This window comes from Faecalibacterium sp. An122 (genome assembly GCF_002160895.1).
GTDB lineage: Bacteria > Bacillota > Clostridia > Oscillospirales > Ruminococcaceae > Faecalibacterium.
In genome coordinates, this window is the sequence record NZ_NFLL01000011.1 from 45,656 (window position 1) to 66,570 (window position 20,915).

20 protein-coding genes are annotated in these 20,915 nt (G+C 60.9%); 5 read left to right on the top strand and 15 right to left on the bottom strand.

Annotated features, from left to right (window positions below; genetic code table 11):
* The 6 genes from B5E67_RS08665 to B5E67_RS08690 all read right to left on the bottom strand — a co-directional run bounded on the left by B5E67_RS08665 (position 1) and on the right by B5E67_RS08690 (position 8,017).
* Positions 1 to 663, bottom strand: coding sequence for a hypothetical protein (locus B5E67_RS08665; RefSeq protein ID WP_087384728.1), 663 nt, complete (start codon positions 661 to 663; stop codon positions 1 to 3).
* 72 nt (positions 664 to 735) lie between these two features.
* The gene (locus B5E67_RS08670) at positions 736 to 1,296 is read right to left on the bottom strand and encodes a hypothetical protein (RefSeq protein ID WP_087384730.1); all 561 of its coding nucleotides are present in this window, start codon (positions 1,294 to 1,296) and stop codon (positions 736 to 738) included.
* Positions 1,297 to 1,979: 683 nt separating this feature from the next.
* On the bottom strand, positions 1,980 to 2,675 hold the full coding sequence (locus B5E67_RS08675) for a VanZ family protein (protein ID WP_087384731.1): 696 nt from the start codon (positions 2,673 to 2,675) through the stop codon (positions 1,980 to 1,982).
* 102 nt (positions 2,676 to 2,777) lie between these two features.
* On the bottom strand, positions 2,778 to 4,232 hold the full coding sequence (locus B5E67_RS08680; RefSeq protein ID WP_087384733.1) for a polysaccharide biosynthesis tyrosine autokinase: 1,455 nt from the start codon (positions 4,230 to 4,232) through the stop codon (positions 2,778 to 2,780).
* Between the two features lie 15 nt (positions 4,233 to 4,247).
* Entirely contained in the window at positions 4,248 to 6,461 is a 2,214-nt protein-coding gene (locus tag B5E67_RS08685; protein WP_087384734.1) for a SpaA isopeptide-forming pilin-related protein, read from the bottom strand.
* Positions 6,458 to 8,017: an EAL domain-containing protein gene (locus B5E67_RS08690; RefSeq protein WP_087384736.1), complete on the bottom strand. Its 1,560-nt coding sequence runs from the start codon at positions 8,015 to 8,017 to the stop codon at positions 6,458 to 6,460. The genes B5E67_RS08685 and B5E67_RS08690 overlap by 4 nt, the downstream gene beginning before the upstream one ends.
* A 504-nt stretch (positions 8,018 to 8,521) precedes the next feature.
* On the opposite strand from B5E67_RS08690, the gene B5E67_RS08695 reads away from it, so the two are divergent.
* A complete protein-coding gene (locus B5E67_RS08695) occupies positions 8,522 to 10,222 on the top strand; it encodes an ABC transporter ATP-binding protein (RefSeq protein WP_158098862.1) in 1,701 nt (566 codons plus the stop codon).
* An 86-nt stretch (positions 10,223 to 10,308) separates the two neighbouring features.
* On the opposite strand, the gene B5E67_RS08700 is transcribed toward B5E67_RS08695, so the two are convergent.
* From B5E67_RS08700 to B5E67_RS08715, 4 genes are all read right to left on the bottom strand, one after another.
* A complete protein-coding gene (locus B5E67_RS08700; RefSeq protein WP_087384779.1) occupies positions 10,309 to 10,716 on the bottom strand; it encodes an arsenate reductase ArsC in 408 nt (135 codons plus the stop codon).
* A gap of 5 nt (positions 10,717 to 10,721) precedes the next feature.
* Positions 10,722 to 11,045 carry a thioredoxin family protein gene (locus tag B5E67_RS08705; RefSeq protein WP_087384739.1) on the bottom strand — a complete coding sequence of 108 codons (324 nt, stop codon included), beginning with the start codon at positions 11,043 to 11,045 and terminating at the stop codon, positions 10,722 to 10,724.
* Positions 11,046 to 11,063: 18 nt separating this feature from the next.
* Positions 11,064 to 12,065, bottom strand: coding sequence for a permease (locus tag B5E67_RS08710; RefSeq protein WP_087384741.1), 1,002 nt, complete (start codon positions 12,063 to 12,065; stop codon positions 11,064 to 11,066).
* Positions 12,066 to 12,188: 123 nt separating this feature from the next.
* Positions 12,189 to 12,515 carry a metalloregulator ArsR/SmtB family transcription factor gene (locus tag B5E67_RS08715; RefSeq protein WP_087384743.1) on the bottom strand — a complete coding sequence of 109 codons (327 nt, stop codon included), beginning with the start codon at positions 12,513 to 12,515 and terminating at the stop codon, positions 12,189 to 12,191.
* Positions 12,516 to 12,871: 356 nt separating this feature from the next.
* Between B5E67_RS08715 and B5E67_RS08720 the strand changes: the two genes are divergently transcribed.
* Positions 12,872 to 13,348, top strand: a complete 477-nt coding sequence (locus tag B5E67_RS08720; protein ID WP_087246011.1) for a peptidylprolyl isomerase — start codon at positions 12,872 to 12,874, stop codon at positions 13,346 to 13,348.
* Positions 13,349 to 13,558: 210 nt separating this feature from the next.
* Here B5E67_RS08720 and B5E67_RS08725 read toward each other — a convergent pair whose 3' ends face one another.
* From B5E67_RS08725 to B5E67_RS08745, 5 genes are all read right to left on the bottom strand, one after another.
* Entirely contained in the window at positions 13,559 to 14,983 is a 1,425-nt protein-coding gene (locus tag B5E67_RS08725; RefSeq protein WP_087384745.1) for an FAD-dependent protein, read from the bottom strand.
* A gap of 52 nt (positions 14,984 to 15,035) precedes the next feature.
* The gene (locus B5E67_RS08730) at positions 15,036 to 15,728 is read right to left on the bottom strand and encodes a DUF308 domain-containing protein (RefSeq protein WP_087366893.1); all 693 of its coding nucleotides are present in this window, start codon (positions 15,726 to 15,728) and stop codon (positions 15,036 to 15,038) included.
* A gap of 135 nt (positions 15,729 to 15,863) precedes the next feature.
* Positions 15,864 to 16,469 carry a cytidylate kinase-like family protein gene (locus B5E67_RS08735; RefSeq protein WP_087246006.1) on the bottom strand — a complete coding sequence of 202 codons (606 nt, stop codon included), beginning with the start codon at positions 16,467 to 16,469 and terminating at the stop codon, positions 15,864 to 15,866.
* Between the two features lie 217 nt (positions 16,470 to 16,686).
* Positions 16,687 to 18,012, bottom strand: a complete 1,326-nt coding sequence (locus B5E67_RS08740; protein WP_087384746.1) for a hypothetical protein — start codon at positions 18,010 to 18,012, stop codon at positions 16,687 to 16,689.
* Between the two features lie 25 nt (positions 18,013 to 18,037).
* Complete coding sequence (locus B5E67_RS08745; RefSeq protein ID WP_087384748.1) at positions 18,038 to 18,898, bottom strand: DUF624 domain-containing protein; 861 nt, start codon at positions 18,896 to 18,898, stop codon at positions 18,038 to 18,040.
* Positions 18,899 to 19,119: 221 nt separating this feature from the next.
* Between B5E67_RS08745 and B5E67_RS08750 the strand changes: the two genes are divergently transcribed.
* The 3 genes from B5E67_RS08750 to B5E67_RS15605 are packed head-to-tail and all read left to right on the top strand — an operon-like array spanning position 19,120 to position 20,829.
* Entirely contained in the window at positions 19,120 to 19,878 is a 759-nt protein-coding gene (locus B5E67_RS08750; RefSeq protein ID WP_242956894.1) for a lysophospholipid acyltransferase family protein, read from the top strand.
* Positions 19,879 to 19,909: 31 nt separating this feature from the next.
* Positions 19,910 to 20,659, top strand: a complete 750-nt coding sequence (locus tag B5E67_RS08755) for a hypothetical protein (protein ID WP_087384752.1) — start codon at positions 19,910 to 19,912, stop codon at positions 20,657 to 20,659.
* On the top strand, positions 20,656 to 20,829 hold the full coding sequence (locus tag B5E67_RS15605) for a hypothetical protein (RefSeq protein ID WP_158098863.1): 174 nt from the start codon (positions 20,656 to 20,658) through the stop codon (positions 20,827 to 20,829). The genes B5E67_RS08755 and B5E67_RS15605 overlap by 4 nt, the downstream gene beginning before the upstream one ends.
* Positions 20,830 to 20,915 lie beyond the last annotated feature (86 nt).

A 20,915-nucleotide genomic window follows, 5' to 3' on the forward strand; every position in this document is an offset into this window, starting at 1 on the left:
CTATAAATTCATTTGCGGTTCCTGGCTCTGGGCCTGCTCCAACCGGCTCTGCAGATCCGGGACGGTGTACTCGATTTTTGTTCTGGCCTCCTGAATGGCTTTTTGCTGCTTGTAGTCCAGCTCCGGGCCTTCATAGAACCAATGCTCCGCGGCGCGGTACAATTCTGTGAGTTCCTCCGGGGTAAATAACTGCGCTCTGGGGATCAGGCCGGAGCGGACAGCAAAGTCCTGCTTGGCGCTCTGGAAGTCATCTTCATAGTAGTGACCGTGGCTGACTCCAGTTCGGTCATAGTCCCAGATCCAGGTTACAAATTGATACCCCTGGCCATTTTCTCGTTCCTGGCCTGCCAGCACCGCGCCGCCGAAGTCCGCCAGCAGGCGGAAGTCCTCATGCAGGCCAGAGGCATGGAGCAGGGGGGCGTTTTGCATCGTTTCCACATAACTGTATACCTCGTCCGCATCCATGGCCACCTGATGGTACAATTCACTGGCCTCCTCGTTTTTGCTTCCCGCAGGCAGCAGGAACACATCGTTGGCCGGTGAAACGAAGAGGACAGGCTGGCCGTGGAGGAACACCTCCAGCCGCTTGTCCTCGTAATTTGCTGATTCAATTTCCTTTTTTCTCAAGCATCTTGAAAGTTCTTCAAAAAATTTGTTGGCCATTTCTTGTCTCCTTCCACAGATATGAACAGTCATAAAAAGCGGCAGGTTTCTTATGACCTGCCGCTGTAGACACTACCCATCCAGATCCTCCATGATGCGCCTCATGGTATAAGAGAGGCGGTACGGAGAAGCCAGTATATAATCAGTCATAAATTGTATGAGCCACCGCTTCGCAACCTTTCTTCCGTCGGGACAGGATACATATTGAAGTTTTCCTTTGCTGATCCACTGACCTACCGTCTGCATATTGTAGCCGGTTATTTTGGAAATCTGAGTTATTGTAAGGGCATCAGGCTCACTGCGCCATTTTAAACACAGATGTTTTTTTAGCTCAGAACGTGGCAGATGCGCCACCGGGTTCTCCCGCTTTTTTCGATATTTGTTACTTGTAAAGATCCCAACCGGGATTGCAACCTTTTGTGGCTCGTTCTCTAATGTGATCAGATAATTCACTACATCTGCCGTGTAAATTTGGAATCTCCGTGTCTTTTTCCCTGAGTCCCTGCATGGGATGATTCCATTTTCTAAAAGCCATGTCGCCTTCCGCTTGCTGATATGGCAAATCCGGTATAACTGGTCTTTGCTGATGACTGCAGGGTATTCCAGCAGTAAGGCCGAGTAATCTGTACTCATTCTTGCTCTCCTTATTCTGTCATGGATTTCATTTGCCCCAGTTGTCAACAGCAGGCTCTTTCTTCTGGGAATTTGTCCTACTCGAGAGGCGGAACCCATAGTTACTTAAACGACTATTCACTCCGCCGTCATCTACGGCTTTTCTAACACTTTGCTTGAAAAACGGCTTTTTTACTGCCATTGTGGGAGAACGGCTTGATGTATTCAGTTAGTGGAAACCCTTGATAACTCTGACTTTTTGCTGTCCTAAATCGTCCTAATATCTCCCAGCGACTCTTTGTTCATATAATTCGAAATCGTGTGGGCTGTTTCTCTGCCTGACCTCACAACCCATTGATTTTACTGGATTTTTTTGAGTTCCTTTGCTGGAGTGCCTTGTGTTATCTACGGCTTTTCTAACGCATCCGGAGGTTTACGATCAGGTGGATCTGCAGGAGTGTGTGCGAGTGGATTTGGGAACTGGAGTTACTCAAAAACTTTCTACGGATTTTATCCGAGTGGTTCCCCAAACATCTCGAAATCAAGTTGTCCGCAAGGGCACGTGGGTTCGAATCCCACCGTCTCCGCCAGAAAAAGAAGGGCATGGCAAATGCCCTTCTTTTTTGTTTGTGCCATAAAAAGAGCGGCGGGAGGATTGGCCTCCCGCCGCTTTGTGCGTGGATGGAAAGATGGTGCCGGGGGCCTCAGTGCCTGCGGGCCGGCCGGCGCGGAATCAGCAGATTGCACAGCAGAACGCCCACCGCCGCGCCCAGGGCGTTGCTGATGATGTCGTCCAGGTCGCAGGTGCCCAGCTTGGCGGTGAGCTGGACGGTCTCAATGGCGACCGACAGCACCAGGCCCAGCAGAAAGCCGATCTCCACCCGGCGCATCCGGCGGGGGCCCAGGAGGGCCAGCAGGATGCCGGTGGGCAGAAACAGCAGCATATTGAGGATGGAGTGGTTCAAGATGGAGAAGTTGCCGGTGCTGACCGCCAGGATCAGATTTTGAAAGGGGACCATCCGGACTTCACGGCTGTACATGTCGCTGAGACGGGAACCCAGTGTGATATAAAGGACCATCGCCAGATTGGCGAAAAGAAACAGCAGCGGCTGGCGGCTGATCTCGGCCCGGTCCCGCCAGAGCAGCCGAACCAGATACACCGCCAGGCCCAGGACGTAACAGACCAGGATCCAGTACAGAACCATCACATCGTCGCCGAAGTACTGGTACAGCAGGCCGGAAAAAACCATTGCGCACAGGTACAGAAAGAGGAAGGCGGCCGTCAGGGCCGGCAGCATCCGGCGGCTGGACAGATTGTGCCGCACGGCGGCAAAGGTGGCCAGATACCCGAGCAAATAGAGGATGGCCCAGAGGAAAAACAGGTTGAAGTCAAATGCCATAGAAAACTCCTGGTCTGAGATGGGTGAATCACCAAGCAGGCCTGCCCCGTGAAGACAAGAGGCAGGCCTGTGACGGTAAAGGATGGGATATCCCGGCCGGCGTCAGTGCCGGCTGGAGGATTTGCCGGAGGAGCTGCCCCGGCCGCGGCGGGAGGCAGAACCTTCGCTCTCGTAATTGTAGTTGTTGTTGTTCAGTTTGTCGCCCAGGGTCTTGACCCGGTTGACAATGCAGCCCAGCGGGTTGATGCCGGACTTATCCAGCCGCTCCAGAGAATCCCGGATGGTGTTCATGTTGGAATAGTCGAACCGGATGACGAACAGGGCCGACTTGGCGATGCGGTTGAGGCTCAGGGTCTCGGCCACACGGCCCACCGGCGCGGAGTCCATCAGGACGTAGTCGTAGTTCTGGGACAGGTCCTTGATGAGGGTCAGCAGCGCATCGCTCAGGGGGATTTCCTTGGGCTCCAGAATGGAGGGCAGCAGGTCCAGATAGCCGGTCAGGTGGGTGATGACGTCCTCCGGCGAAGCGTCTCCGCGGTAGAGGGCGTTCAGGCTGTGGGCGTAGTCCACTTTGTCCAGGAACAGCCCGCCCAGGCTGGGATTGCGGACATCCAGGTCGATCAGCAGCACCTTGTGTTCCAGGTCGGACAGCTGAACCGCCAGGTTGGCGGCGACGTGGGTCTTGCCCTCATCCTGCTCGGCAGAGGTGATGTAAATGCACTGGTGCTCCCCCACGCCCAGACGGTTGTGCAGGATATGGGCCGCCGAGACAAAGCTCTCCCGGACTTCGGCCCCCATGGGGTCGTCGTCCTCCACCAGCAGGGACTTTTTGCGGCGGAAATACTCCACGTTTTCGGGGATTTCGCCCAGAACCTCCAGCCCCAGCGTGTTTTCGATGTCCTTGGTGTTGACCACGGTGGGCAGGAGCAGGAACTTCAAGAAGCTGAAGCCGATGCCGACGGCCAGGCCCAGCAAAGACATATACAGCCACATGGAGGCGTTGACATTGCCGCCGATGCGGTAGGTGGCCTTGGGCTCGTTGATGACCGACACGCTGCCGATTTTGAGGGTTTCGATGAGGATTTCGGGGGCCACCTCGTTGATGGCGTTGAGGATCTCCACCCCCTCCTCGGCGCTGCGCCAGGTGAGGTCCATCTCGATGATCTGGGTCTCTTTGTACCGGGTGAGGAGCAGGTTCTTGTAAATATCGGTTTCCGCAATGCCCACCAGCTCGATGTTCTGGATGGCGGCCTTGAGGGTGCGGTCGCTCTTGAGAACATAGATCACCGCGTCCACCATGTCCTCGGCCAACTGGATGTCGGAGGAGTCGGGGTTGCTGGTGTTGGTGGTGAAGTTGCCGCCCGCGTCCTGGGTGGTGACGGCGATGGAGGAGGTGATGCTGTAGCCTTTGGCCATTTCGCCTCGCATATAGGAGGCAATGGACAGCACCACGCCGATGGCCAGACCGGCAATGGTGGTGGCCGCAATCAGCCCGCGGTTTTTGATCAGAGCGTGCAGAAAATCGCTCAGCCGTATGGTGATATATTCATCGTTCATGGCATCTCCCCCTCTTTATTTTGGATCCCGCTTCCACCAGGAGCGGCGCGGTTTGGCGTGACTGCCGCCTCTGGGACGGCGGGTTTCGGTCCGGGCTGCGGGTGTGGATTCGGATGCGGTCGCCGGCCCGGCGGCTGCGGTTTCAGACGCCGTTTCCGTTTGGACCGGTGCGGCTTCGGGAACCGGCTCCGTCTGGGCAGACTCAGCTTCAGGAGCCGTTTCTGCCTGGGCAGGCTCGGTCGCCGGTTCAGAGGGCCCGGCCTCGGGCGCGGTGTCCGGTTCAGCCGGTGGGACCTCGGGTGCGGTGTCCGTCCCGGCCGCGGCCTCTGCCTTCGCCGATGCGGTCACGAGCTGGCTTTCCGGCTGGGCAGGTTCATCCTCCGGCTTGTCGGCCGATTCGGGCACAGGTGCAGCCGTTGTCTCAGCCGAAGGGGCCCCGGGTGCGGTGTCCGGCTCAGCGGACGGGGTTTCCGGTTCTGCGTCGGGAGTGGTGTCGGGCTGAGGTTCGCTACCGCTGGCCTCCGGGGCGGTTTCGGCGGCCGCCTGGGCGGCGCCGGCCCGGGATGCCGCGGCGATCAGCTCCACCGAGGGCGGCGGCAGGTCGCTGGGACCACGGCGCTGTCTCCGGCGGATCAGGAAAGCGGCCAGGCCCAGAACCAGGGCCGCCACCAGACCCAGAATGCCCACGCCCACCGTGGTCCAGACCGGAACGTTGATGATCTGGATTTCGGCGGTGTCCTGAATCTCAATGGCCTGGCGCTTTTCGGTCTTGCCGTTCAGCACCAGATAATAGATGCCGGGCTCCAGGCCCTCCAGGCTGCGGGCCAGGGCGGTGGAATCCCACACGCCCACCAGCTGATCCTGGGAGTCATAAAGGGCTACGTTGAAGTCCGAAACATGGCTGCGCAGCACCCGGTCCACCACGCTGATCTCGGCCCGGATGAGCCGGTTGGTGATGACATAGCTCTTCTGCGCTTCTTCCTCCACCCGTCCGTCGGCCGACACGCTGAACACAAAGTCGGCGTCGCTGAACTGGTAGTTGTCTGCGCTTTCCAGCTGGCGCAGGCGGTAGGTGGTGTTCTTTTCCAGGTCGGTCAGAATCAGCTGGCCGTTTTCGTCGGTGGAAACCATGGTGGTGCCCACGCCGCCCTGGGTCAGACGGAAGGTGATGTCGCCCAGCCCTTCGCTGGGGTACAGTTCATCCGACACCTGGACGGTGACGGTGGTCTTTTCGCAGGTGATCTTGTGGATGGGGGCCAGAAGGCCGTCCTCCTTTTTCTCCACCGTGAAATTCCGCTCTTCCAGGTCGGAGGCGTAGTACCGGGGCGCGCTGGTCTGGACCAGAGTGTATTCGCCCAGATACAGCTCGATGCTCTCGCCGTAGCCGTTTTCGTTGCACTCGATCCGGTCCACCGTCTGGCCGGCGCTGTAGCGCAGGGTGCCGTCCTTGGTGATGATGTCCTCGGCGGCGATGACGTCATAGACGCCGCCGTCCACCGGCTGGTTGGTGTCGGTGTCGGTCATCTGGATGCGGATGACGTTCTTGGAGGGCATCAGGGGGACCACCACCACCAGGGGTTCGTCCCAGTCCCGGTCCTCGTTGGCCCAGAACTCAATATTGCCGGCCGAATCATAGCCCTCCGGCTCGGTCAGCTCGTGGAGATAATAGTGGCCCTGCAGGATTTTTTCGGGCAGGTAGAACACACCCTCGGTGGTAGTCTCGTACTTGCGGTACTCGATCCGGCGGGGGTAATAGGTATTGAGGAACTGCATGGCGCCGTCGGTGGTGTACAGCTCGAACTGGATGCCGGCCTCCTTGATGGTGGCATCGGTCTCAGCGTCGGTGACCATGACGTAGACGGCGGTCTTGCCGTATCCGCTGGCCAGGCCTGCGCCGCCGCCGGCCACCGGGAACTCGTAGTCGTCCTCGCCGTCTCCCTGGTCGCCGCCGCCACCGCCGCCCCAGCCGCCGCCGTCATCGTCGTCCGGCTCATCGTAGCCGCCCTCTTCGTCACCGCCCCAGCCGCCGTCTTCGTAGCTGGCGGCCTGGCTGGAGGAAGAACCGGGGTACAGGTCGATGTAGTCCTCCTCGGGAATCTGGATGATATACAGCAGCAACAGCATAATCACCAGCAGAAGGATGAGCAGCAGCGCCGACATCATATCTGCGGTGGATTGCCAGTAATTGAGCGGCTCGCCGCTGTTTTTTGACTTGTTATGTCTCTTCATCGCTTGATCAGCTCTTCAAATTCCTGCAGCGACATGGGCTTATACAGATAGTAGCCCTGGCCCGAAGTGCATCCGGCCCGGCGCAGGATGGTCATTTGTTCGGAGTTTTCGATGCCGGAGGCAATCACCGGCAGGCGGAACTTTTTGGCCTGTTCCAGGGCGGCCTGCAGCTTCTCGGTACCGCGGTGCTGGTCGTCGGAAAAATACCGCAGATCCAGCTTGAGGGCGTCGGTCTTGGCCTCCTTGAGGGCCAGCATGCCCATGAAATCGTCCTGACAGCCGTCGATCACCAGGCGGAAGCCGGCCTGCTGCAGCACGTCGCCGGTGTCCCGGGCGGCCCCTTCGCACTGGAGGTAGGCGCTCTCGGCGATTTCCAGCTCCAGATACCGGGGCGGGATTTTGTATTTGTGGATCAGGGTCTTAAAGAACTGGATCAGGTCAATGGCCATCAGGTCGGTCTTGGAGATGTTGATGGCCAGGGGAACCGGCCGTATGCCGGAATCAATCCAGTGGCGGATGGTCTTGCAGACCTCCTCCCAGATGTATTGGTCCAGCTTGGTGATGTAGCCGTTGCTCTCCACCACCGAGATGAAGTCGTTCAGAGGCACCAGGCCGAAATCGCCGTGTTTCCACCGCATCAGAGCTTCGCCGCCGATGATGGCCCGGGTGTTCAGGTCGCAGATGGGCTGGACGTAGAAGATGAACTCCCCATTTTTCATGCCCTCCTGGATTTCGGGCATCAGGCGCTGTTCGTTGCCGGGGTTCAGGGCGGCGGCTGTGGGCGCCGCCGCCGGCATGTAGCCGTGATTCTTGGGCAGCCGCTCCAGCCGCTCCAGAATCTGCTGCATTTCCTTGTTGCGGCGCAGCCGGGTCTGTTCGGCCGCGCTGGGCATGATGTACATATGGAAGCTCTCGGTGAACAGGCCCAGCTCCCGCACCAGCAGGTTCCACAGCAGCTTGTGGCAGAGGTTGAACAATATCGAGAAGATAACGCCCACGATGGAAGTGTAGAAGGCCACGTCAATGCCCTGCAGCACCGTCTCGATGCTGCTGATGGTGGCGTCCACCGAGCTGAAGCTGATGCTGCTGATGCCCATAATCAGGCCCAGGAAGGTGCCCAGCAGGCCCAGGGCCGTCATGGTGCCGGGGATCTGGTTCACCACGTTCTGCCAGCTGCGCAGGGCCAGGGCCTCCTCGTTGATGACGTCCTCAATGTCGCTGGGGACCTGATCTTCCTTCTGCTGCTCGTTGATTTTGCTGCGGTAGAGGGCGAACAGGTCGTCCAGGGTCTTCTGGTGGAAGAAATATTCCAGCTGCTGCAGCGCCACCCAGGGGGTGTCGGTGCTGATCTCGGACAAATGGACGATGTTGCCCCGTGCGGTCCGCAGTCCGTCGGCATAGAGCATCAAGGGCACCATGCCGGCGCTGAACCCCAGCAGCAGAATCAGACACATGAGACTGATGATCAGCAGGGACAGAATGTCGGGCGTGAAAGCGACGGCCAGCGCACCGGCAATGACCAAAAGCACGCCGACCAGGGCGATCAGTTTTTTCATTCGGGATCGGCTCCTTCCTGCAAAAATACATGGAATAAAGGATAAACAGCCCGGATGGGGTCCAGGGCTGCAGAGTGCAAAAAACAGGGGCAATTATCTGGTTAAAATATACAAAAAATGCCGGAGGACAAAGAATTTAACGCTTTTATTATATCATTTTTACCTGCGTGTGTAAAGTTTCGTCACCGGCATTTTTATGCTTGACAGTCCTGGGGTTTTATGCTATTTATTAGGTACAAAAAGGGATGAAGCAGTGTAAAAAATGATGCGTTTTTCGTCAAATTTGCGGACAGACGGCGCAGGGATCTTCCGGCGCGGAAGCGATCTCTGGTTATGCATGGATTTGCAGGGATAAAATGGGTCTTTTCGCCCTATAAAGCGGGGCGCAGGACCCGCAGTCCGGCGGAAAAGGGCCGGCATGGCGCCGGGAACGAAGAAGCACAGGAGGCAGTCAACATGTTTGACCGCCTCTTTTTTACACAGGCGGGGCGAGGAGGAACCAGGGTGAACAAGAAAAAACACGGCAAATATTCAACCCGCCAGCAGCTGCAATGGGTATGGCAGCGGGTCGGGCGGTATAAATACGGCGTTTTCCTGACGGCGGTGCTGCGGATGTGGAGCGCGGCCAATGTGGTGGTGGTTCCGCTGGTGTTCCGGGTTCTGGTGGACGCCGCCGTGGCCGGCCAGAAGCGGGGGTTTGTAATCGGATTCGTCCTGTATGCCGGACTGTTCGGCCTCCAGACCGCCATCTGGAGCGTGTTGTTCCACCTGAACCAGCGGGTCAGCTTCCAGATGGAGGCCAGCATCAAGGGCCGGCTGTACGAGGGATTGCTCCGCACCGAGTATTCCTCCCTGAAAGAATATGCCATTGGCGAGCTGAACAGCCATTTGAACAGCGACGTCAAGCTGATTGTGTCGGGCCTGCTGACCATTGTGCCGGGCGTTTTGTCCATTGTGGTCCGGGCCGGCGGCGCCGCGCTGGTTCTCTATTGGTGGGAGCCCGCCTTTCTGGTGGTGTACGCCCTGGTGCTGGCCGGGGTGGGCGTGGCCATGGCGGTGCTTCGCCGCCCCATGAAAACCATGCAGCGGGCGGTGCGGCGGGAGTCGGACGGGGTGCAGGCGGTGCAGCAGGACACCCTCAGCAACACCCTGATGGTCCAGACCTTTCTGGCCTACGACAGCGCCACCACCGCCTGGAAAGACCGGCTGGACAGCCTGCGCCAGGCGGTCTACCGCCAGAACCGCTTCTCCAATGTGCTCCACACCGGGTACGGGGTGCTGAGCGACCTGGGGTATCTGGGCTGTCTGCTGTGGTTTGGCGCGGGGGTGCTGGATGGACGGGTGTCCTACGGCACCCTGTCGGCGGCGCTGCAGCTGGTGAGCCAGGTGCAGAACCCCTTCGGCGATATGACGCAGCAGCTGTCCTCTTGGTTTTCCTTCCAGACCTCGGCCGAACGTCTGATGGATCTGGACGCCCTGCCCAAGGAATCCCTGCGCCCCGACGCTCCCCCGCCGGATATGCAGACCATCGAGATCCGGGGCCTGTCCTTTGGCTACGACGGAGACCCCACCCTCGACGATGTGTCGCTGGATATCCACCAGGGGGACTGCATCGGCTTTGTGGGGGTGTCGGGGGCCGGCAAGAGTACCCTGCTGAAAATCCTCCTCTCCCTCTATTCGGTCCAGGCCGGCCAGGTGACGGTGCGGGACAAGGAGGGCGGCGCGGTGCCCCTCTCCCCTGCCACCCGCCAGCTGTTCGCCTATGTGCCCCAGGGCCACAGCGTCATTGCGGGAACCATCGAGCAGGTGGTGTCCTTCCGCTATGACCAGACGGTCTTTTCCCCGGAGGAAAAGGCGCGCATCCAGGCGGCCTGCCGGACCGCCTGTGTGGACGATTTTGTGGATACCCTGTCCGACGGGTACGAAACCCTGATCGGAGAGGGCGGCGCCGGCGTGTCGGAAGGCCAGCTCCAGCGGCTGGCCATTGCCCGGGCCATCTACTATGGCGCGCCGGTGCTGCTGCTGGATGAGGCCACCAGCGCCCTGGACGAGGCCACCGAGCGCCGGGTGCTGGAAAACATCCGGGCCCTGAAGGACCGCACCGTCCTCACCATCACCCACAACACCCAGGCCCTGTCCATCTGCAACCGCATTGTGCGGGTCAAGGACGGGAAACTGTACGAAGAATGCCCGGCGGCCCTGTGACCCCGGCAAAAAAGCAGAAAAACGCCCCTTCCCAGCGAAGGACCGGTTTGCGGTCGGTTGGGAGGGGGCGTTTTGTGGTTGGGGGATTAGAGTCCGGCTTCCAGCTGGGCTTTCAGGTCCAGGATGCGGGCGTGAATCCGGGCGATGACCTCCCGGAATACCTCGTCGCTCTGGCCGGTGGGGTCCTCGAGACCCCAGTCCTCCCGGCGGCAGCAGGGCAGTGTCGGACACTGGACGTTGCAGCCCATGGTGATGACCACATCCACCGGGGGCAGCTCGGACAGCAGCTTGCTGCACTGGGTCTGCTCCATGTCGATGCCGTAGATCTCTTTCATCAGCCGGACGGCGTCGGGGTTGATCCGGGGCTTGGTCTCGGTGCCCGCCGAATAGCTGTTGAACACGTCGGCGGCCAGATGGCGGCCCAGGGCCTCGGCAATCTGGCTGCGGCAGGAATTGTGGACGCAGACAAAGGCGACTTTGGGCTTGGTCTCCATGGCGATCACCCTCTGGCTTTCTGGATCAGGGCCTTGATCTGGTCCCGGCTGGGAACCTGGCCGTAGGACACCACCTTCCCGTCCACCACCAGGGCCGGGGTGGACAGAACGCCATAGGCGGCGATCTGGGCGAAATCGGTGACGTGGCCCACCGGCTCGTCCATGCCCAGGTCGGCCAGAGCGGCCCGGGTGGTATCCTCCAGGGCGTGGCACCGGGCGCAGCCCGAGCCCAGCACCAGAATGCGGGCGTTGGTGTCGGCCTGAGGGGCCGAGCAGCTGCAGGAACAGCCGCAGGCGGATGCTTCTTTCTTTTTGTCAAACAGTCCCATACAAGTTTACCTCCTGTGTCAGATGAAAAGAATGGACAGTGCGTTGAAAAGGTAGCCGGCCGTCACAATGCCGGCGGCGCAGACTCCCACAAACAGGGCCAGCAGCCGGGGCTTGACGGCCTTGCGCAGCAGAACCAGAGAGGGCAGAGATAGGGTGGTGACCGCCATCATAAAGGAGAGGACGGTGCCCAGCTGAGCGCCCTTGGCCAAGAGTGCCTCGGCCACCGGGATGGTGCCGAAAATATCGGCGTACATGGGGATGCCGGCGGCGGTGGCCAGCAGAACGCCCAGAGGACTGCTGCTGCCCAGCAGGGCCTCCACCCAGCCCTCGGGAATCCAGTTGTGAATCCAGGCGCCGATTCCCACGCCCACCAGAATGTAGGGGAAAACCTTTTTCCAGGTGGAGACCATCTGGCCCCGGGCATAGAGCAGGCGGTCCCGCTGGGTCAGGCTGGGTGCGTCCATCAGGGCGCCCGGCGCCGCCCGGACAAAGGGCTCGATGTCGTCCTCCATGTGGAGATGCTCAATGGCGGTGCCGCCGGCCACCGCAATGGCCAGGCCCAGCAGCACATACAATACCGCCACCCTGGCCCCGAACATGCTCATCAAAAGCAGCAGGCTGGCCAGGTCCACCATGGGGGAAGAAATCAGAAAGGAGAAGGTGACCCCCAGAGGCAGCCCGGCGCTGGTGAACCCGATGAACAGCGGGATGGAGGAGCAGGAGCAGAAGGGAGTCACGGTGCCCAGCAGGGCGGCGATGAGGTTGGCGCCGATGCCGTGGAACCGGCCCAGAATCTTCCGGCTGCGCTCGGGCGGGAAATAGCTCTGGATGTAGGAGATGCAGAAGATCAGCACACAGAGCAGAATGGTGATTTTCAGCACATCGTAGAGGAAAAACTGGACGCTGGCCCCGAGACGGCTGGACAGGTCCAGCCCCAGAGCCTCCAGTCCCCGGCCGATGGCGGCGTTGAGCCATTTCATGCCCAACACCTGGCCCTGTAAAAATGTCCCGATACCCATAAGAATACCTCGCTTTGCGGATGATTCATCAAAATATTTTGATGTGTAGCCCCGAAACAAGCGCCATTCCATCGAATGGCGCAGGTGCGGACAAGATGCAGAGGGCCGAGTACGCCCGGCGGCTCACTCCCTGCCCCGGCGGCAGGCGCAGCCGGAGCTTTGGGCTTCGGCGTCGGGGGTGGTGAGCTGGCGCAGCAGGTCCAGAGCGGCCTCCCGCCCTTCCCGGCTCAGCCGGTAATGGGTCCACTTGCCCTCCTGACGGCTCTCCACCAGGCCGGAATCACAGAGAATCTTCATGTGATAGGACAGGCCGGACTGGGTCAGGTCCAGGGGCTGCTGCAGGACGCAGGCGCACTTTTCTCCGGTGCGCAGCTGTTCCAGAATGGCCAGCCGCTTGGGGTCGCACAGGGCCTTGAACACCCGGGCCTGCTGCTGATACAGTGTTTCCATAGCCTTATTCCATCCTCACAACATATCAAAAAGTTTTGATGGATGCAGTATAGCCCAAAACCGGCGGCCTGTCAACAGGGAAAAGAAAATTTTCCTGCGGGCCCGGTCCGGGGACCGGATTTTGGGGGCGTTCATAGGGATTTCATGAAGGGTTTACATTTTTCTCTCTTTCCATGAGAACGAAAGTATGGTAAAATGTCGATAGGGCGCCCGCGTCCTTTTTTCCTGGCCGGATGGGAGATGGAAAAGCCTGTGTGTGGTTTTCCCGGCGGGAGACGCGGGCTTTGGTATCTGTGCCCCGGGGCGTCTGGGACGTTGAACGCCGGGGCCTGCGATGAAGGAGTAGGAGAAGCACTATGGTTCGTATTACTATGGAAGACGGCGGTGTCATCGACATCGAGCTGGACAAGAAGGCCGCCCCCATCACCTGCGAGAACTTTGAGAAGCTGGTGAAGTCCGGGTTTTATGACGGCCTGACCTTCCACCGGGTGATTCCCGGCTTTATGATTCAGGGCGGCTGCCCCCTGGGCAACGGCACCGGCGGCCCGGGCTGGAAGATCAAGGGCGAGTTCCTGGCCAACGGCGTGGCCAACCCCATCCGCCACACCCGCGGCGTGGTCAGCATGGCCCGTGCCGCTGATCCCAACAGCGCCGGCAGCCAGTTCTTCATCATGCACCAGGATGCACCCCACCTGGACGGCCAGTACGCAGCCTTTGGCCACGTCACCGCCGGCATGGATGTGGTGGACCGGATTGCTTCGGTCCGCACCGACTGGAACGATAAGCCCGCCACCCCCGTTCGGATGAAGAGCGTGGTCATCATCGGGGAGTAAACTTCCCTGCGGGCCGGAAAACCGGAACAGAAAAAACACAGCGCCCCCGTTCAGGCCCAGCGGCCCGGACGGGGGCGTTTTTTGTCTGGATTTCCCGGCGGGGGCCGGACGCTGAAAGAGGTGCAGGCCGTTTCACAAAGAAACACCCCCGGAAACCCGGGGGTGAAAAGCGGCTAAAGGCCTATATACAAAGCGTTATATTACAATCTGTTATAGAGGCCGGAGCTCCAGGCCTTCCTTTTCGGCCAGCTTGCGGCCCATCAGGACGCCCATGACGCTGGCCATCATCAGGCCGCGGGTCCAGCCCGAGCTGTCGCCCAGGCAGTGGAGGCCCTGGATGTTGGTGTCCAGGTTCTTGTCCATCTTGACCTTGTTGGAGTAGAACTTCAGCTCAGGGCTGTACAGCAGGGTCTCGTAGGCGGCGAAGCCGGGCACCACCATGTCCAGCATCTTGATGAACTCAATGATGTTGGTCATGGCCCGGTAGGGCATGGCGGCGGTGATATCGCCGGCCACCGCATCGGGCAGGGTGGGCCGGACGTTGCTGCGGGCCAGTTCCTCGGGCCAGGTGCGCTTGCCGTCCAGGATGTCGCCGTAGCGCTGGACCAGAATGTGGCCGGCGCCCAGCATGTTGGTCAGCTCGCCCACCTTCTGGGCGTAGGAAATGGGCTGGTTGAAGGGCTCGGTGAAGTTGTGGGACACCAGAATGGCCAGGTTGGTGTTCTCGCTCTTCTTCTCCTTGTAGCTGTGGCCGTTGACCACCGCCAGGTCGTTGTCGTAGTTCTCCTGGGCCACAAAGCCGCCCGGGTTCTGGCAGAAGGTGCGGACCTTGTTCTTCCAGGGACGGGGGTAGCCGATCAGCTTGGACTCGTACAGCACCCGGTTGACCTTTTCCATCACCTCGTTGCGGCACTCTACCCGGACGCCGATGTCCACGGTGCCGGGCTTGTGGGCGATGTGGTGTTCCGCACAGAGCTTTTCCAGCCAGTCGGCGCCCCGGCGGCCGGTGCCGATGACCACCGTGTCGGCGTAGATGGGGCGGGATTCGCCGTTCTTTTCCCGCACCAGGACGCCGCGGCAGATGTCCCCGTCCAGCAGAATGTTCTCACATTCGGTGGAGAACAGCATCTCCACGCCGCCGGCCTGCAGGTGTTTTTCCACCGCCAGGTACAGCTGATGGGCTTTTTCGGTGCCCAGATGGCGGATGGGGCAGTCCACCAGCTTGAGGCCGGCCTTGATGGCGTTTTTGCGGATTTCGCGGATGTCCTCGCCGGTGTAGATGCCCTCCACATGGGGGTCTGCGCCGAAGTCTAGATAAATCTTGTCGGTGTAGTCGATGAGCTGCTGGGCGAAGTTTTCGCCGATGAGGGAGGGCAGGTCGCCGCCCACCTCATAGGACAGGCTCAGTTTGCCGTCCGAGAAGGCGCCGGCGCCCGAAAAGCCGGTGGTGATGGCGCAGGTGGGCCGGCAGTTGACGCAGTAGCCCAGCTCGGCCTTGGGGCAGCGGCGCTGCTCCACCGATTTGCCCTTCTCTACCAGAAGGATCTTCTTTTTGCTGCCGTGGCGCAGCAGCTCGACTGCGGTGAAGATGCCGGCAGGGCCTGCGCCCACAATAATCAGGTCGTATTTTTCCATGGTCGTGTTTCCCTTTCTATGCTACTGCCGCGTCTGCGGCAGAAAAACGGGGTTATTCCTGGTTCACTTCGGCGCTCTCGTCCACCGTGTCCAGCTCCCGGGCGGTGGAGATGGTGTCGGTGGAGGCATAGTCGGCCCCCACCACCCCGTCGCCGTTCAGATCCATGCCGGTGACCGATTCCAGCATGGACTGGGTCTCAGGATGAAGCTTGTTGAACCGGCGGATGGCCAGGGCCGTATAGATGGCGCCGCCCAGGTTGAAGGCGCCCTCGATGAGGAGGATGATGCCGATGCCCATGACCAGGGTTTCCATGGCGCCGAAGGGGTCAAAGATCATGATGCCGCCCAGCACCACGCTGAGCAGGGCCAGCAGGATGAACCATTTCCAGCTGGGATAGCCGCAGCGGCGCAGTTCCAGGGCGTTCTGGATCCGGCCCAGGCTGTCGAACAAAACGAACAGGCCGAACACCACCGGCAGAATCCGCACCACAATGTCGCTGCGCAGGATCAGAAAACCGCCCAGGCCCAGGCAGACCAGACCCGAAATCAGGGTGAACTGGCTCTGAAAGACCTTGTGTTCCGCGGTGAAATACCGGATCAGCTGGACGGCGGCGCAGGCCAGCACCACGCCTCCCAGGGCGTAGCAGACGATGTTCAGGGCCAGGCCGGGCACGGCCAACAGAAAGATGCCCAGAGCCAGATACAGCAGGCTCATCAGGATCAGGTTCCATTTGAGATTTTTCATAGTCGGATGCCTCCTTTGGGGCGGGTCCCTTTTTCAGTATTCCACGCGGGAACGTCTTTTGCACACCGCGTCTGTACACAAAAGATGGGCAGAATGCACCCGCACCCTGCCCATTGTGCAGACAGCTTTCCGGCGTCAGCCCAGCTGCTTTTCCTTGGCTTCCACTGCGGCCAGAATCATCTGGACACAGGCGTCCTTGCCCAGGGCAGCGTTGACGCTCAGGTCATAGTTGTGGACGTCGCCCCAGCGGTTCTGAGTGTAGTAGTTGTAGTAGGCGGCGCGCTGACGGTCGGTCTTGTCGATCTCGTCCCGGATGCCTTTTTCGGTGGTGGCCTTGACGATGGGGTTGGTCTTGGCGTAGACGCGGCGCCATTCCACCGGGGCGTGGACAAAGACGTGGAGCACGTCGGTCCGCTCCCGCAGGACGTAGTCGGCGCACCGGCCCAGAATCACGCAGGGGCCTTCATCGGCCAGCTTCTTGATGATCCGGCTCTGCAGGATGAACACCTGGTCGCTCAGGGGCAGGTCGGTGCCCATGGTGTACAGGCTGTACAGCAGGCTGTGGGTGTGGCGCTTTTCGCTGGCCGCGACAGCTTCCTCCGACAGGCCGGAGTCCTTGGCTGCCATGGTGATCAGCTCTTTGTCGTAGAGCTTGATGCCCAGCGCGTCGGCGACGTCCTGTGCGATATAGCGCCCGCCCGTGCAGTACTCACGGCTCAAAGTGATGATCGTTTTTGCCATAATTGTTCCTCCCATCTTGTTGGGGCGGACCCGGAAAGCGTCTTTGCGCCTGCCTCTGGGCCGGACAGTCCGGGCCGGGGGCAGACAGGACAGTCTTTTTTGGATTCACCCTGGAACCGCCGCCCTGCCGCAGCCGCAGAGCCGCATGGGAGCAGCGCTTCCGTTAAACAGTCGGGCGCGGGGCCCGGCTGCTGTGTTTCAACGCTTGGCCGGCCGGTCAGCCGGCGGAGGCGGCCGTGTGGGGCGGCAGAACCATCTCGGCTACCCGCATGGTGCCGGTCTGATCCACCGCATAGATGCAGCAGCGCCCCTCGGCGCCGGCCAGATCGGCGGGGAACCGCACCCCGCCCGCTGCCGTCCGCTCCATCCGGTGAAAGGTCTTGTGGGCGGTGGTGGCGTGGGCCACTCCGTCGTAGATGGTGCAAGCGATCCAGCCGCTGAAGGAATCGGGCAGGAGGTCCCGCCCGCCCTTTTGGGTAAAGAACCACTCCCCTTCGCCGCCGGCTTCCAGCCCGCAGCGGATGCGGCGGGGCCGGGTGGTGGCGATGGTGCGGGGCTTGGGCCGCAGAATGATGGCCCGCCCGGTAAAATAACGCTGAAAATCCGCCACTGACATGGTGCGGGCCACGCTGCCGCTGTCGGCGGTGGGGTCGTTGAGCAGGACAAAGTTGGCCATGACGTCGTCGTCATGCCCAAAGCCCCGCAGGGCCATCCACACCCGCACCGGCTCTTTCTGGCCGGCCAGACGGGTTTCCATCTCGACGCCCACCGAACAGCCGTCGTGGATCTGGGCCCGCAGGTCTTTCAAATCCAGCCAGCCCAGCCAGCTGGGATAGCCGCAGCAGGCCGCGGCCGCCACCGCATAGGCGGCGTTGTGGACGCTGCTGGTGGCCCCGTCCAGCATGGTGTAGGCCACTTCCTCGGGCAGAATATCCTCGCCCCACCGGTTCATCAGGGACGCCATCACCAGGGACAGGTCCATCTCCCGGCCAAAGCTGGGATCACGGCCTTCCAGGCTGTATTCCGGCAGGTAGAGCCGGTGGTTGGAGACGGCGCCGTCCTGCCGGTCCCAGGCCAGGGGCCGGACGGCGGCAGCCAGCAGGCGGACCGCCGGGGTCACCTTGCTGTCGTTGGAGGAGAGGTTCACCTGGAGCTGGATGCCCACCGCTCCGCCGGGGGCGGCCACCGTGACGGTGTCCCCCATCAGAAAGACCAGGCCGTCCTCGCTCTGGGTGTGAATGCTGCGCCGGGGATAATCGGGAGCCCATTTGCCGAAGCTCATCCAGCTGGTCCAGTCCCCGTTGGCATACACCCGGCAGCGGACCTCCAGCATGGTGTTGTCGGGGGCCAGCGCGTTCCAGCTGACGTTCAGGTTGCAGAAGGTCGGCATGGCCAGCTCCGGGGAGGTATAGCTGCCGTAGGGCAGATACCGGCCGGCCGAGCTGTCCAGCACCAGACAGCCGTTTTCCAGGGCCACGTTGTCCAGCGCGCCCCGGGAAAAAGTCTCGGTCCCCTGCAGAATCAGGTTGTTTTTCTGTTCCATCCTGCGCCCTGCCTCTCTGCGGCGCTCATTCGCCGCTGTCGCTGCCGTCGGACGAAGGGTCCTCGTCCTCTGCATAGTCGGCGGCGAGGGCGGCGGACAGCTCGGCGTCCTTCTTGGCGCGGATCTGCTCCTCCACGTGGAACACCCGCTCCAGATCGCCGCTGACAATCTGGCAGCAGATCTCACAGGTGAACCAGAAGCCAAAGACGATCATCAGCAGCAGGCCCAGAGGCATGCACAGGATCACCAGGCCCCAGAACAAAATCTGGACGATGGATGCCGCCAGAGCATGGGGCAGGAAGGCCAGCATGCAGCGGATGCTGTTGGCCAGAGTCTGGTGAAAAGGCTGGTCCAGCAGGACCACCTGGGGCCACATATAGGCGAACAGCATGTGAAAGACCACCAGGTTCAAAACCGCGGCCACCCACATGCCGGTGCCCACGTTGACCCCCTGGGCCAGCATGCTGAAGCAGAAATAGACGATGAAAATCTGCAGGGTGACCACCACGCAGTAGAGGATGCCGGGCAGGATGCTGGCCTTGAAGTTCTGGCGGAACGCCCGGCGGTAGGTGGTCCACCAGTAGCCCGGCTCATCCCGCAGAGCCCGCAGGACGGTGTCGTACATGCCCGCCAGCACCGGGCCGGCCAGCACGCCGCCCACCACGGCGCTCACCACCATCACCGGCAGGCTGTTCATCAGAAAGCCGATGTACACCAGGCAGATCACCGGGATAAAGCCCAGGCAGGTCAGCAGGTTGGCCAGGAACATGCCGTTCATGTCCCGACCCACCAGCTCGAAGAAACGGCCCAGACCGGTCTTGCGGGGCGTGTCCTTGTCTACGCCACGGCCGTCCTTGAAGTCATTTGCGCTCGGAAAAAGTCCCATTTGTCTGTTCCCTCTCTCGGGTCTCTGTGCAAAACGCCCAGTCCCCGAAACATATTTCCTTTATACATCTTACATAATACCCGTATTTGGTGGATTTTGCAAGACCTTGGACCCCGCGCTTTTGTAAAAAAAGTGTTTCGATCTCCCATTTTGCCCCAATCTGTGTTACAATACAAATGAAATCATCAAAAATACAACAAACCAACTGGGAGGGGACCTCGTTGCAGATTCTTTATATTCTGCGAACCATCGCAATGTATGTGTACATGTTTGGCTATATGCTGCTGTTTTACGGCACCCTGCGCCGGGCCGAAAAGGCTGCCGCCGCCGGTGACCGCGAGACGGTGCGCCAGATTGTCAACTACCACATTCCCCGCTGGTGCCGGGGGCTTTTGCGGGTGGCCGGCGTCAAGATGACGGTGGAGGGGGTGGAGAACATCCCCGCCTCGGGCCCGGTGGTCTTTGTGGGCAACCACCGCAGCTATTTTGATATCCCCATCATGCTGGTGGCGCTGGACCATCCCCATGGCATCCTGGCCAAGGAGGAGCTGGCCAACATTCCCCTGCTGAGCCGCTGGATGAACCTGCTGGGCTGTGTCTATGTCAAGCGGGAGGACGTCCGGGGTTCGCTGCAGGCCCTGAAAGACGCTTCCGACGTGGTCAAAAACGGCGAGAGCTTCACCATTTTCCCCGAGGGCACCCGGTATAAAGGGGTGGAAGGCGGCGCAGGCGAGTTCAAGGCCGGCGCCTTCCGCATCGCCATCAAGACCGGCGCCCCGGTGGTGCCGGTGGCCATCAGCGGGGCCCGGGCCCTGTATGAGGACCACGGCTGCATCGTACGCCCGGGCAGCGTCCGCGTCACCATTCTGCCGGCCATCCGCACCGCCGGCATGAAGAAGGAAGAACAGACCCAGCTGCCCCAGGCGGTGCGCCAGAACATTCTGGCGGCCATGAGCCGGCTGGGACAGACCATTTTGTGACGGCGCCGCGCCGCGAGGGAGAGAAACACCTATGGCAAGCTACCGCTATGAACGCGACATCAAAGAGGAGGATATCCGCCCCCTGAAGGAGCGCCAGTACACCCGCAGGGAGCGGTGGAACAACTGGTGGGACTACAACCTGAAATGGGTGATCCTGGGCGCCATCGTGGTGGGGTTTGTGGGATACTGCTTCATCGGACAGTACTTCTTCACCGTCCACCCCGACTACAACGTGGCGGTGGTGGCCCCCTACTACCTGCCCGAGGACACGGTGGAGGCCCTGCAGCGGGAGCTGGCGGCCTTTGGCGAGGACCTGAACGAGGACGGCGAAGTGGTGGTGACGGTGAACGTCTACACCCTGGACTACAGTGAGAACGACGACGCCTATATGACCATGGCGGGCACCACCCGCCTGGCTGCCGACGTGCAGGGGTCTCTCAGCTCCATTTATATCCTGTACGACCCGGCCAACTTTGAGGAGTCCACCGGCGCCCTGCGCTACCTGGACGGCAGCCTGCCCCAGGGGGATTCGGACGATGACTGGTGGAATATGGTCTATCGCTGGACCGACTGCCCGGTTCTCACCGGCCTGGACCTGGGCAGCTACGGCCCCGATGCCACCCAGTCCAACACCGGCGACAGCCAGGAATATATGAGCTCCTTCTATGTGGGTTTCCGTGGCGCGTGGAACAGCGCCTCGGCGGAGAGCATCGCTCCCGGGGAACCCATGTGGGAACAGCTGACCGCCGGAGCCGTCTCGACGGCGGCGGAGGAGCCGTGAAAGGGGCCCGGCTGCGGGTGGTGCGCCGGTGGAAAAAGCCGGCGGCGCGGCCCAGGACGGCCGCCTGTCCCCCGCCCCGCCCTGCCGACCTGGACAACCCCTACAGCCCCTGCTATACCCGGACCCGCTCCTTTGCGGAGCTGACGCCCCGGCACAAACCCAAAAGGTGATCAAATGTCCTGTGCGCAGTCTGCGCACAGGATGTTTTTTCTTGTGGATTTTTCCGTATTTTGACCCGAAAAGAGGCCTGAAAACT